Source organism: Veillonella sp. CNR 79/14, assembly GCF_003992185.1.
In the GTDB taxonomy this organism is placed as follows: Bacteria; Bacillota; Negativicutes; order Veillonellales; family Veillonellaceae; genus F0422.
This window is the reverse complement of record NZ_RQVH01000005.1, coordinates 1-13,498: the sequence shown is the minus strand read 5'-3', so window position 1 is coordinate 13,498 and position 13,498 is coordinate 1. Positions and strand designations below refer to the sequence as shown.

12 protein-coding genes are annotated in these 13,498 nt (G+C 37.4%); all 12 read left to right on the top strand.

Features of this window, described 5'->3' with window-relative positions; genetic code table 11:
• Positions 1-735: an LptA/OstA family protein gene (locus EO119_RS02865; RefSeq protein WP_126940612.1), complete on the top strand. Its 735-nt coding sequence runs from the start codon at positions 1-3 to the stop codon at positions 733-735.
• Between the two features lie 9 nt (positions 736-744).
• A complete protein-coding gene (gene lptB, locus EO119_RS02860; protein ID WP_126940610.1) occupies positions 745-1,464 on the top strand; it encodes an LPS export ABC transporter ATP-binding protein in 720 nt (239 codons plus the stop codon).
• 8 nt (positions 1,465-1,472) lie between these two features.
• A complete protein-coding gene (locus tag EO119_RS02855) occupies positions 1,473-2,564 on the top strand; it encodes an LptF/LptG family permease (RefSeq protein ID WP_126940609.1) in 1,092 nt (363 codons plus the stop codon).
• Between the two features lie 173 nt (positions 2,565-2,737).
• Positions 2,738-3,919, top strand: a complete 1,182-nt coding sequence (locus EO119_RS02850) for a DUF3084 domain-containing protein (protein ID WP_009353051.1) — start codon at positions 2,738-2,740, stop codon at positions 3,917-3,919.
• Between the two features lie 10 nt (positions 3,920-3,929).
• Positions 3,930-4,352 (top strand): hypothetical protein, encoded by a 423-nt coding sequence (locus EO119_RS02845; protein ID WP_126940607.1) that lies wholly within the window; start codon positions 3,930-3,932, stop codon positions 4,350-4,352.
• An 11-nt stretch (positions 4,353-4,363) separates the two neighbouring features.
• Positions 4,364-5,233, top strand: coding sequence for a YitT family protein (locus EO119_RS02840; protein WP_126940605.1), 870 nt, complete (start codon positions 4,364-4,366; stop codon positions 5,231-5,233).
• A gap of 51 nt (positions 5,234-5,284) precedes the next feature.
• Complete coding sequence (gene lepB, locus EO119_RS02835; RefSeq protein WP_009353044.1) at positions 5,285-5,887, top strand: signal peptidase I; 603 nt, start codon at positions 5,285-5,287, stop codon at positions 5,885-5,887.
• Between the two features lie 79 nt (positions 5,888-5,966).
• The gene (gene cobO, locus EO119_RS02830; protein WP_062401913.1) at positions 5,967-6,500 is read left to right on the top strand and encodes a cob(I)yrinic acid a,c-diamide adenosyltransferase; all 534 of its coding nucleotides are present in this window, start codon (positions 5,967-5,969) and stop codon (positions 6,498-6,500) included.
• A gap of 199 nt (positions 6,501-6,699) precedes the next feature.
• On the top strand, positions 6,700-7,095 hold the full coding sequence (locus EO119_RS02825) for a class II SORL domain-containing protein (protein WP_062401911.1): 396 nt from the start codon (positions 6,700-6,702) through the stop codon (positions 7,093-7,095).
• Positions 7,096-7,366: 271 nt separating this feature from the next.
• Positions 7,367-8,596 carry an aspartate kinase gene (locus EO119_RS02820; protein ID WP_126940603.1) on the top strand — a complete coding sequence of 410 codons (1,230 nt, stop codon included), beginning with the start codon at positions 7,367-7,369 and terminating at the stop codon, positions 8,594-8,596.
• A 27-nt stretch (positions 8,597-8,623) separates the two neighbouring features.
• Positions 8,624-9,319, top strand: a complete 696-nt coding sequence (locus tag EO119_RS02815; RefSeq protein WP_126940601.1) for a TVP38/TMEM64 family protein — start codon at positions 8,624-8,626, stop codon at positions 9,317-9,319.
• Positions 9,320-9,807: 488 nt separating this feature from the next.
• Positions 9,808-13,498: type II CRISPR RNA-guided endonuclease Cas9 (gene cas9 / locus EO119_RS02810; RefSeq protein WP_126940600.1), on the top strand; the 3,691-nt coding region annotated here is incomplete at its 3' end.

Genomic DNA, 13,498 nt, shown 5'->3' with positions numbered 1-13,498 from the left:
ATGAAACTACAACGTTTACTCATGGCAGCTCTTATGGGTGGTGTCATGATGATTCCCGTATGGGCAGCAACAACAGATACCACTCCGGCAGGCAATGGCAGTATCATGATTACTGCTGATCAGTTGACATATGATGGCATTAGTGGTCGTGCAGAAGCCAAAGGCAGTGTGGTCATTACAAAAGATGATAAAACTATGACAGGTGCCTCTGGTTGGTACAATACAAAAGGTGAAGAAGGATTTTTAACAGGTGGCGTGAGCATGATTGGTAACAATATGTCCATGGCAGCTGGTGAAGTGCATGTCTTACATAATCATCAATTTGATGCCACAGGTAATGTACATCTACAAAAAGATGATCGTCAATTGTTCGGTGACCAAGTGAATTATAATACAGAAACTGGATATGGCGAGATTATTGGACATGGACAATTAGTGATGTCAGATAATGTGTTGACAGGTCAACATATTACGGCTTTCACGAATCAAATATCGGCGACAGCAAAAGGGAATGTAACCTTATCGAGTGCTAGTCGTAACGTGAATGCCACAGCTGATGAGGCAGTGTACACACAAACGCCAAATCAAAATGATGGTGTTGCCTATTTAAAAGGTAATGCAAGAGCGGTGCAAAATGGCAATGTTCTAGAAGCGCCGGAATTAAAGATTGAACTTAGTGACAATAGTGCAGAAACGCTTGGTGGGCGTAGTACATTAATCATTACTCCAAAGTAAGGAGAATTTATGTTTATAGAAACAAAGGATTTAGTAAAAACCTATAAATCAAGAAATGTAGTGGACAAAGTCAGTGTCCGTGTTGAAGAAGGTGAAATTGTAGGATTGTTAGGTCCTAATGGAGCCGGTAAGACAACTACCTTTTATATGATTGTAGGTGTAGAAAAACCGACTTCAGGGAGTATCTGCATTGGCGATGTGGATGTGACCCATATGCCAATGTATAAACGATCTGCCTATGGCATTGGATATTTACCACAAGAGGCATCGATCTTCCGTAACTTAACCGTAGAAGATAATATCCTAGCTATGTTAGAAACCACCAATCTTTCTAAAGCAGAACAGAAGGATACCATGGAATCGTTATTAAAGGAATTTCATATCACTCATGTTCGTGATCGCTTGGGTATTCAATTATCTGGTGGTGAACGTCGTCGTGTAGAAATTGCTAGAGCCATTGCATTGAATCCTAAATTCATATTGTTAGATGAACCATTTGCTGGAGTTGACCCTATTGCGGTAGCAGATATTCAATCTATTATTCGTCATTTGAAAGATCGAGGGATTGGAGTGCTGATTACAGACCATAATGTACGTGAAACATTAGGGATTGTAGATAAAGCTTACATTTTAAATAGTGGTACGATTTTATTAGAAGGTACAGCCGATGAAGTAGCTACGAGCGATGTGGCTCGTAAGTTTTATTTAGGTGATGATTTCCGAATGTAGGAGTGGGTATGAGAATTTTAGATAAATATATATTGAAAGCTTTCATAGGGCCATTTCTGTTTGGGATTTTTGCCTTTACTAGCATTTTTATTGGAACAGGTACGCTATTTCGTATTGCCCAATATATTACAGAATATGGGGCTAGTTTATGGTCTGTGACTAGAGCTTTTTTGTTGGCATTACCGAATATTGTAATATTAACCTTTCCTATGTCTGTCCTACTAGGATCGCTTATGACATTTGGTCGATTAAGTGGTAGTAGTGAAATTATCGTGATGCGTGCGGGGGGACAAAACTTTTTACGTTTGGCCACACCTGTATATATCATGGCATTTCTTATTTCTCTTTGCTCTATTGCTTTTAATGAATATGTAGTGCCAGCAGCGAACCATGCGTATCAAACGATTATCCGTGAGGAGATTATGAAACGTGCTACTCCACAAACACAGGAACATATTGTATTAAAAACATTAGCAGACAAAAAGATTAACACCTTAATGTATGCAGGTAAATATGATAGCTCTACTAAACTGTTGTCCGATATTACAGTGCAACAATTTACGGATGGACAAGTGACACAAATTGAACGTGCTAAAACTGCGAATTGGAACGGTCAATACTGGATTATGCACGATGGTACTATTTATGATATTAATGCATCTGGTGAGGGCATTGATCGAACTATGAAGTTTGAAGAACAAGTATTGCCAATTGCGCAAGATCCAGATAAAATTAGTCGTTCTCAACGTAAGCCAGAAGAGATGACCATCAAAGAGATTAGACAGCAAATCAAAGCTATGGAGGCTACTGGTGGTAAAATTACAGAATGGCAAATGGAAATGTATCAACGTTTTACTATTCCTGTAGCAAGCTTTATTTTTGCCTTGGTAGGAGCACCATTAGGTTTACAAAAACAACGGTCTAGCTCTTCTATTGGATTTGGCATTTCTGTGCTAGTTATCTTCATTTATTATGGGGTAATGACATTGTCTGGAGCTCTAGGTAAAGGAGGGGCGTTACCACCAGTATTAGCAGCGTGGATTCCTAATACGTTAGGTGTATTAGCTGGTTTATATTTAAACTGGAGAGTATCTAAATAATAAGATTTTACAGGGGTAGCATTACTAATTTAGTAAGTAATGCTACTCTTTTATATCTTGATTGCAGATGAGTATATGGAGACCTTTTATTGTATAACCATTGTAGTGTACTAGGGATTTTGATATACTAAGTAAAGATATAGGACTAGTATTTTACATTGAGGTATATGACCATGTTAGTAGGACTACGGATTCTCCTTATTATTACCATTATGGGGGGATTAATTGCATTTTTAGGCGATAAAATCGGCACTAAAGTAGGGAAACGGAGGATGAGTTTGTTTGGGTTGCGTCCTAAACATACATCTATTATTGTGACTATTGTAACGGGGATATTCATTTCTGCTGCTACGATAGGCGTGTTGAGTATTGCTTCAAACAATGTACGGACCGCTTTATTTGGTATGGATAAATTGAAAGCTGAAATGGCGCAACTTTCAGCAGATATAGATCAAAAAACGAAGGCATTACAACAAAGTAATGATGAATTGAATCAAAAAAATAAACAATTGCAAAAGGTACAAAGTGATGTACAAGCAACGGAGCAAGAGCTAGAAGAAACTCGCAGCGCTTTATCTAGCATGGGAGATCAATTAGTATCGATTCAAGATGCCTATGCAGAAGCGGAACAAAAACTTGTTAACTCTAATGCAGAAGTAGGACGGTTAGAACAGGTACGTACACAATTGGAAAGCCATGTACAAGATCTACAATTAACTACGAAACAATTAGAAGATGGTATCAATCATGTGCGTGAAGGGAACGTGGTATTCCGTAATGGAGAAGTTTTATCCCAAGCTGTGATTCGACCTGGCTTAGGAGAAGTAGAAAGTATGGCTGCCTTAACAAGCTTCTTGAAAGACACGAATCGTCTTATTTTAAATCGATTCCAAATGGAAGAAGAAAAGACAGTCATTTATGTGAGCAGGGATAACTTAAATGAAGTAGCAAAAGTAGTAGCCTCTACGGATAAACCATTGATGATTCGTGTTACTGCTTCAGCAAATATTATTTATGGAGAACCGGCGCTAGCAGAAATTCATGCATATCCTCATGATATGGTTTTCAAAAAAGATACAGTCCTTTGGTCATCTCTGATAGATGGTGGTAAAAGTGCGCAAGACCAAGTGTTGGCATTTTTAAAAGAAGTCAATGGGGAAGCGAAAAAACACGGTATATTACCAGATCCTATTACAGGTGAAGTCGGTTCTTTACCGGGAAATGAGTTATTTATTACTATTCGTAAAATAGAAAATCAACGTGGCCCCGTACGATTAGAGGCAGTCACAAGAGAAGATACTTTCACTAGTGGACCTGTACAAATAATGTTACGTGTCATTCCAGTGAATCAGTGAGGAGTGGACTATGGTATTGGAACCCTACGTATTGGCAGTTGATCCAGGGCGTGATAAAACAGGCGTTGCCATTCTAACAAAAACAGCTCAATTAGTGATGATGGATATTGTGTCTACTGCATCAGTTCAAAAGGAATTAGAAACTTTGCTGGCTATGTATCCAACAATAACCTATATGGTTTGTGGTAATGGAACGAATCACAAAGTGGTGGGATCCATAGTTAAAACACTTGCAATATCACAAGAAAGAGCATTTGCATTCATGAATGAAAAGCATACCACAGAAGAGGCAAGGCGCCGTTATTTTGAGGTGCATCCACCGACAGGGTGGAAAAAATTAGTGCCTAAAGGCATGTTATATCCTCCAGTTCCGGTCGATGATATTACGGCATGGATTATTGGAGAACGTTGGTTATTAGTTAATGAGGAGTGAGTATCCAAAGGATGAAAGAACATAAAAGCAGAAAACGAAAGATAATCGATATGGTTATGCGATACTTTATGATGATTATTGGAGCGGCCATTTATACCTATGGACTAGATGTATTTTTAGTGCCAAATCACCTTATCGATGGTGGCGTTGTAGGTATTGCCTTGATGGCTAGTAAGTTATCTGGTATATCATTTAGTGTACTCGTTATGTTAATTAATCTACCATTTTTATATGTAGGGTATATGCAAATTGGTAAAAGTTTTACCATATCAACCCTATTTGCTATAGCGTGTATTTCCGTATTTTCTGCTTTCATGCATCAAGTACCTCCTATTGTACATGATCCCTTGTTGGCCTCAGTCTTCGGCGGTATTATTCTGGGGCTTGGAGTAGGTATTATTATACGAAATGGTGGGTCCTTAGATGGCTCTGAAATTGTAGCTATCATTTTTGATAAAAAGAGTTCCTTTTCCGTAGGTGAAATCGTTATGTTCCTGAACTTCTTTATTTTAGGAGCAGCGGGATTTGTATATGATTGGAATAGTGCCATGTATTCCTTGATTGCCTATTTTGTAGCTTACAAAATGATGGACCTAGTTATTACTGGGGTGGAAGAATCTAAAGGAGTTATGGTCATTACTGATAAATCGGAAGAAGTCGCTGATGTAGTGATGCATCGCTTAGGTCGTGGTGTTACTTTATTGTACGGTGAAGGGGCCTATACTAAGACTCCAAAGCGTATTATTTATTGTGTTGTGACGCGATTGGAATTAACAAAATTGAAAGATATTATTTACGAAGTGGATGAGAATGCTTTTATCACCATCAATGATGTACATGATGTATTTGGTGGTCAATTTGGTAAAAAATCAATTCATTAATAGATAATTGTAAGATACGTATCATTGCGTATCCTTAGAATAGGAGGGTCTATGGAAAAAGATACAGCCATAGGAAGTCAAATTTTGAAAGAAGTTCGTGAGTGGTTACAAGCCATTGTTGTAGCTCTTATTGTAGCCATGTTAACGCATATCTTTATTGTGCAGCCCACGAGAGTGTCCGGCGAATCCATGGAGGATACTTTACATAATGGGGATTTCCTATTAATTAGTAAATGGTCTCATGTAATGCGAGATGTACCAAACTATGAAGATATCGTTATCATTGATAGTCGCGTGCAACGAGAGCGTTCTTGGAAAGATGATGTGATGGAACCTTTGATGAATTACGCCAGTGTGGTAGTACCATCTTTGCAAGGTCATGATGTATGGGTAAAACGAGTAATTGGTCGCCCTGGTGATACATTAGAATTTAAAGAAGGACATGTTTGGAGAAATGGTACCAAGCTAAATGAGCCGTATACTAAAAAAGAGACTATGAAGTTTGAACGCTCCTTACCAATTACTGTTCCCGAAGGACATGTATTTGTCATGGGAGACAATCGTAATCATTCTTCAGATAGTCGGTTCATCGGATTCGTACCAGTGGACCATGTACTTGGCAAACTAGCGTATCATATACGTAATCCATTCTAACAATAATACAATACAATCATTAGGAATCCTGTGCTTTGGCATGGGATTTCCATATATCCTAAGAAAGGTGGAGAGACAGATGGGTGAAGGTTTAATCTTAGTCAATACAGGAGATGGAAAAGGCAAGACAACAGCAGCTTTAGGTGTAGCACTACGCTCAGCTGGATGTGGCAGAAGGGTACTTATTTTACAATTTATCAAAAGTGGTGCTAATTATGGTGAATTAGCAGGCATTGCATTACTACCAACTGTAGAGATTCGATCCATGGGAAAAGGGTTCATCTTTCATAAGCAAGATGAATCAGAAGAAAAAATGAAGGAACATCAACAAGCAGCAAAAGAAGCGTGGGCTATGGTGGAAACAGAAGTGAAGTCTGGTCAATGGGATTTGATTATCCTTGATGAAATCAATTATGCTATTCATTATGGCTTAGTAGATGTAGAAACAGTAGTGAATTTACTCAAAACAAAACCAGAGAACTTAGACATGATTTTAACAGGTCGAAATGCACGCCCAGAGATTATTGAATTGGCGCATACGGTAACGGAAATGAAAGTTATCAAACATGCCTATCAACAAGGGATTAAAGCAAAGCGTGGCATAGAATTTTAACTTTGGTAATCTAAGTGTATGATTGACTACTGGATGTTGCATAAAATAAAAGGGGTATGCAAAAACCACATCGAAAATCTTAAAAATAGTTCTTGCGTAAGTGAAGAAAAACAAGTACAATAATAGTGTACTAATTTAGTGCTTTACATGGAAAGGTTTCCATGTTTGGATATGATATTAATTCAAGGGGGTTATACCTATGGCTATCACAAATTATGTAAAAACAGCTGAATTTGCAACAGAAAAACACGTTCCAGTAATCACAGCACCTGACACTGTTAAAGTTGGCGAACGCGTTGTAATCGAATTAGAAGTGGGTAAAGAAATTGCTCATCCTAACACTGTAGAACATCATATTTCTTGGATCAAATTGTACTATGTAGAAGAAGGTACACAACTTCCTTACGAAGTAGCTCGTCTTGAGTTCAATGTACACGGTGAAGCTCCTACAGGTGCTAACGAAGGTCCTGTACATGCGGAAGCAGCAGGTGTTGTTACTGCATCTTTCAAAAAATCTGGTCGTTTGATTGCAACTTCTTACTGCAACATCCACGGCTTATGGGAATCTGAAAAAGATATCGTAGTAGAAGGCTAATTTTGGATTAGACATCTAACTGAATTGATTATGATAAGGACTGTTACCCCTAGTAAGGGATGACAGTCCTTTATTATTACGTATAGAATTTGTATAGGCATAGACTGTTGTATAATATAGTAAAAATATATATAGAAATATCTACCTTAAAAAGACAAATGTATGATAAAAATAGTAAAATATTACAAAAATCCTTTACTTTAGTAGCGTAGTATGGTAGATTAATATAGATATTATTTTATACTTTGTATCTTATAAATGAGGGATTGCAGTGGCATTAATTGTGAAAAAATTTGGTGGTAGCTCTGTAGCGACACCTGAAAAAATATTTAACATTGTAAATCGCGTGTTGCGCGACAAACAACCAGATGATCGTGTTGTGGTTGTTGTTTCAGCTATGGGCGATACAACAGATGACTTGGTGAGCTTGGCGAAAGAAGTCACATCTATGCCGTATGGCCGTGAAATGGACCGTCTTTTGTCCACCGGTGAGCAAGTGACGATTGCATTGATGGCATTAGCATTCCAAGCAAAAGGTCATGCAGCGGTGTCTATGACAGGTGAGCAAGCTGGGATTGCGACTAGCGATACCTTTGGTAAAGCACGTATTTTAGATATTGAACCGAAACGTGTGCTAGATGCTTTAGAAGCCGGTAACATTGTGGTTGTGGCGGGTTTCCAAGGCATGACGGAAGCTGGGGACATTACTACATTGGGTCGTGGCGGTTCTGATACAACAGCCGTAGCATTAGCAGGCGCTATGAAAGCCGATGTATGTGAAATCTTTACAGATGTAGATGGGGTATACTCCACAGATCCACGAGTGGCACCAGGAGCCGTGAAATTGAAAGAAATCACCTATGGTGAAATGCTAGAAATGGCCCGCTTAGGAGCAGGGGTTATGCAACCAAGAGCGGTCGAAATGGGACATCGGTATGGGGTGCCAATTCATGTACGATCTACTTTCAGTGATGAAGAAGGCACGATAATTCGAGAGGAGTATACAATGAAAGCAAATCAATACGCTATTACAGGCGTTGCAGATGATACAAATGTAGCAAAAGTAAGTCTTGTAGGTGTAGAAAATGTACCGGGTGTGGCGCATCAAGTATTCCAAGCGTTGGCAAATAAGAGCATTGATGTAGACATGATCGTACAAAGTATTCGCACTACAGATGACAAGCGCACGGATATCGTGTTTACCATTACACGTGATGATGTGAATTTAGCGAAGCAAGTACTTGAAGAGCTTGGTCAATCCATGTCTATCGAAGAATGTGTAATTAATGAAAATATGGCAAAAGTTTCCATCATCGGTGCTGGTATGTTGGGACAACCAGGTGTAGCAGCAAAAATGTTTGGTATTTTATCTGATGAAGGTGTGAATATCGAGATTATCAGTACATCTGAAATCAGTATTTCCTGCCTTATCGGAGAGGAACATATTAAAACAGCTGTACGAGCTATTCACGATAAATTAATTTTAGACGGCAGAGGTTAAGTAACAATTAGAAAAGAAGGTATAGGAATGAATGATAAGAAAAAGGAACGGTATATACAACTAGGGTTGTTAAGCGGATTAGTAGCACTGGGTCTTCTAGTGTACGTCCTTGTTCCAGGTTTCTATGATGATATGTGGGAATTAATCCTTTCTGGTGATGTACAACGCATGGCAGAGGTATTACAATCCTATGGGCCATGGGCCATGGTGATAAGCTTTGCTCTGGATGTGCTCATCAATGCATTGGGATTTTTACCATCCATCTTCTTTTCTACAGCCAATGGCTTGTTATTTGGTGTGGTGCCGGGGATTATTATTTCTTGGTTAGCAGAGACTGTAGGTGTGGTGCTTAGTTTTATGATTATGCGCTACATTTTGCGAGATACGGCACATAAGGTCATTGAAAAGAGCGAGTTTTTACTGAAAGTAGATGACTTTAGTGGTAAAAATGGTTTAGTTATGATGCTCTTTGCTAGATCTATTCCATATTTTCCAAGTGGAATCATCACAGCCTTAGGAGCCATTAGTCAAATCTCCTTACGGGATTACATCATTGCGAACTTGATTGGTAAGTTTCCATCTACCGCGCTAGAAGTGGTTGTGGGTCACGATACGGTGCTGTTACAAGATAATCTAGGACGATTGGCAGTAGTGGTGCTCGTTGCTACGGTTATCTATTTCCTGTTGTGGAAAGGATACCAACGGTGGGCTAAACAGCGGTAATATAAAATGATGCCTCCTTCTATTTGTAGGATTGGCGTATCTCACTGTTTGAGACAGTGAGGTATTTACTAGGACAATCTATGATCTTAATATACGAGTAAATATATAAAAAGGAACGTTGATACTGTTTGATCAACGTTCCTTTTTTCGGTCTTATGATACTTTGTTTAGTCGTTAGTATAACGTAATATAATCTATGTATGGTATCGTGCTTTAAAAGAAGGATAATAAAAAACTCAATTCTTAATGAATTGAGTTAAGTACCCACAGCGGGTGCCCCAAGGGCGATGAAAATAAATTCGTATTTGAACTTGTAGTGTGATTCTGTAAATGTCTCAACTCCTTGAGACACCTTTATTGTATACAGAAAAAGATATGGAGTCAAGGATTTTTTAGTAGTATAATACAATTAAATAACAAATGGTGATATTCATCTTGAATTATTATAAGGGATTATTTCATGGTAGTTGATCAAAAGGAGAAGAACGATGAGTAATTTTGACAATCATAAGGATTCAATTTGTAAACACAAAGGTCTAAAGAAGGGGAATTACTATATAGGGTTAGATATTGGGACGAATTCAGTAGGCTGGGCAGCTACAAATGAGCAATATGAGTTGTTGAAATTTAAATCTCATAAAATGTGGGGATCTAGACTGTTTGCAGAGGCACAAACAGCTGTTGATACACGTATGAAGCGGTCTGCTCGTCGTCGTCTGCAACGTCGTAAATTTCGCTTGTTACTATTAGAAGAATTATTTGCTAAGGCTATCAATGCTGCGGATGATACTTTTTTTCTTCGACTTCATGAATCGAAATATCATGTAGAAGATAAAACAAATCCAGTGAAATATACACTGTTCATGGACAAAGATTACACAGATATTGATTACTACAAGGAATTTCCTACTATCTATCATTTGCGCCATCATTTGATGACAGAAGGCACGAAAGATATTCGTTTGTTATTTTTGGCGATTCATCATATCTTAAAATATCGGGGAAACTTTTTGTATGGGAAAAAAGAATTTTCTGTAGATGGAGAGATTTATTCAGTTCTTAGATCTACTTTAGAAGAACTAGGTTTTGGAAGCTATGTGGAGGATGAAAGTGTGCTCCAGTCTATAGCCAATTTAGTGCTAGATAGAGGTATTGCACGAAGTGAAAAGGTAAAGCAGATAGAGCCGTTGATTGCACAAGGAAAAAAATTATCCAGTGTAGAAAAAAACAGGTTAAAAGCTTGGGCTTATCTCATCGTGGGCTTGAAAGCTAATTTGGTCAATCTATTTACAGATGAGGATGTAGAAGTAGTACTTCCAGAAGAAAAAGAATTTAAGACTATTAATTTACATGAAGGTATCTATGAGGATGTACGGGATGCTTATGAAGATGCCTGGGGAGACCGATTTGTAATTGTTGATCAATGTAAGATTTTACACGATATCATTGTGATTAGCTCTATTATAAAGCCTGGACAATCTTTGTCAGAGGCAAAAATAGAATCCTATAATCAACATAAAGAAGATCTAGGGCTTTTAAAATCTGTACTGAAAGAGGACAAAAAATTATATGATGACATGTTTGTTGTAGATATAGATAAAGGTACAAATTACGTTAAATATATTAAACAAGGTGTGAATGGTAATACCTCTACAACACAAGAAGCGTTTTATAAGTATGTTAGAAAAGTAGTCTCCGTATTACCAGAAACAGAAAATACAAGGCGTATAGTGCAGAAACTAGAAGAAGGAACATTTTTACCACTTCAACGAATTAGTAAAAATGGGGTAGTACCTTATCAACTGCATAAAGAAGAATTAGTACGCATTCTAGAAAAAGCAAAGCTAAACTTCCCATTTTTAAATGAAGTGGAAAATGGATTGACCGTAGCGGATAAAATTATATCTATCTTAGAATTTAAAATCCCGTATTATGTAGGGCCATTGAATCCAACACACTCCATTGAAAATGGTGGTTTTGCTTGGGTTGTCCGTAAAGAAGCAGGACAAGTGTTACCATGGAACTTTGACCAAAAAATTGATGTCCAAGCATCAGCAGTTAAATTTATTGAAAATTTAACTAACAAATGTACCTATTTAATCGACCAAGATGTGTTACCTAAATATTCCTTGCTCTATGCGGAGTTTTCGTTGCTGAATGAATTGAACAATATTCGTGTCAACGATAAACCATTACCTGCAGATGTGAAACAAGCATTTATCCGAGACCATTTTATATCCTTGCAAGATAGTAAAACAGCTACGAAAAAAGTGGTGGCAAAATATTTAGTAGATAATAACTATGTGTCACAACCGCCTATCATCACAGGCATGGACCAACAGATTGCTACGAAGTTAACATCCCACAGAGACATGACTCGTATCCTAGGGGAATATTTTGACCATGCCATGGCAGAAGATATCATTCGATATATCACTATCTTTGGTGAAAGTAAAGATATGTTGCGACAAGTGTTGAAAAACTATTATGGAGATCGTCTTACTACAGAACAAATTAAAAAATTAGGGAAACTTACCTATACAGGTTGGGGTAGATTGTCTAAAAAATTCTTGTCCGATATTTGGGGTATGAAAAAGAATGATGACGATGCAGAAGCAGGTACTATCATTGAGCATATGCGTGAGGGGCAGGAAAATTTGATGCAACTATTGAGCTCTTCTTATTCTTTCATTGATGTGGTCCAAGAATATGTGACAAACGTATTGGGGGAGAAAGAAAAGACAGCATTTGAAATGTTAGAAGATTTATCCTTATCGCCGATGGTAAAACGTAGCGTATGGCAAACATTGCGCATCCTTGATGAGATCGTATCTATACGTAAAGAACTACCAAAGAAAATATTTGTAGAAGTAGCTCGCACAAATAAAGCGGATAAAAAACGGACTCAGTCTAGAAAAGCACTGTTGGAAGAGTTATATGAACAAATTAAAGATGAAGATGTACATGTTTTGCAACAAGAATTGGAATCTAAAGAAGATTCTGCTCTGAATAGTAAAAAGCTATACTTATACTTTACACAAATGGGGCGTTGTATGTATTCTGGCCGTAGAATCGATATTCATGAATTGTTTACAGATACGTATGATATCGACCATATATATCCGCGTAGCTTAACAAAGGATGACAGTTGGCATAATATTGTGTTAGTGGAAAAACAATTAAATGCAGAGAAAACAGACCGGTTTCCAATTTTATCGGCTATTCAATCTAAGCAAAAAGGATTTTGGAAATTATTATGGGATAGGGGATTTATTTCTGAAAAGAAATATGATCGTTTAGTTCGTACAACAGACTTAACCGATGAGGAACTCAATCAGTTTATCAATCGTCAGATGGTATCTACGAATCAGTCTGTTAAGGGGGTTACTACTTTATTACATCAACTGTATCCAGAGACAGAAGTAGTATTTTCTAAAGCAGAAAATGTATCTGATTTTAGACGTGATTATGGCTTTGTAAAAGTGCGCTCTATTAATCATCATCATCATGCAAAAGATGCGTACCTAAATATCGTAGTAGGCAATGTGTATCATGAAAAGTTTACGAAAAACTTTTTATCCTTTGCCAAACAAAAAGGGACACATCGTACCTATAATTTAACAAAAATGTTTGAATATGAAATTAAATTAACAGAAGAAGCTAAGAAGGTGATCTGGGATCCTAATATTCATATGGAAATAGTGAAAAAGATGATGAAAAGTAATGATGTACGTGTTACACAACGGGCGGTACCTCAAAAAGGTGGTCTATCTGATGAAACTATATACAAAAAAGGAATCGCTAAACGTGGTGTATATCTGCCATTGAAATCATCTGATGAACGTGTAAGAGATGTGGAAAAATATGGTGGAAGAACATCGATTACCATTTCTGAATATATCATTTTGAATATTAGAGATACTTCGGACAAAGAACGAATTGAATTATTCTCTCTACCACTTTATGTAGCGGGTAAAAAAGATATTCATAAGGCAATAGAAGAGGTGTATTTATCTACTTGTAAAAAACCTACGTCAGTGGTAGATATCCAAATACTATATCGAGGACTATATATTGGTAGTAAAGTAAATATTAATGGTTTTACTTATTATATGGGTGGTAAAACAGGATCTAATGTTTCTGTCGATAGTGCGGTTGATGTGGTAATGGATATAACAT

Coding starts and splice junctions, on each gene's coding strand:
- EO119_RS02865 (WP_126940612.1), top strand. CDS start 1: ATGAAACTACAACGTTTACTCATGGCAGCTCTTATGGGTGGTGTCATG.
- lptB (WP_126940610.1), top strand. CDS start 745: ATGTTTATAGAAACAAAGGATTTAGTAAAAACCTATAAATCAAGAAAT.
- EO119_RS02855 (WP_126940609.1), top strand. CDS start 1,473: ATGAGAATTTTAGATAAATATATATTGAAAGCTTTCATAGGGCCATTT.
- EO119_RS02850 (WP_009353051.1), top strand. CDS start 2,738: ATGTTAGTAGGACTACGGATTCTCCTTATTATTACCATTATGGGGGGA.
- EO119_RS02845 (WP_126940607.1), top strand. CDS start 3,930: ATGGTATTGGAACCCTACGTATTGGCAGTTGATCCAGGGCGTGATAAA.
- EO119_RS02840 (WP_126940605.1), top strand. CDS start 4,364: ATGAAAGAACATAAAAGCAGAAAACGAAAGATAATCGATATGGTTATG.
- lepB (WP_009353044.1), top strand. CDS start 5,285: ATGGAAAAAGATACAGCCATAGGAAGTCAAATTTTGAAAGAAGTTCGT.
- cobO (WP_062401913.1), top strand. CDS start 5,967: ATGGGTGAAGGTTTAATCTTAGTCAATACAGGAGATGGAAAAGGCAAG.
- EO119_RS02825 (WP_062401911.1), top strand. CDS start 6,700: ATGGCTATCACAAATTATGTAAAAACAGCTGAATTTGCAACAGAAAAA.
- EO119_RS02815 (WP_126940601.1), top strand. CDS start 8,624: ATGAATGATAAGAAAAAGGAACGGTATATACAACTAGGGTTGTTAAGC.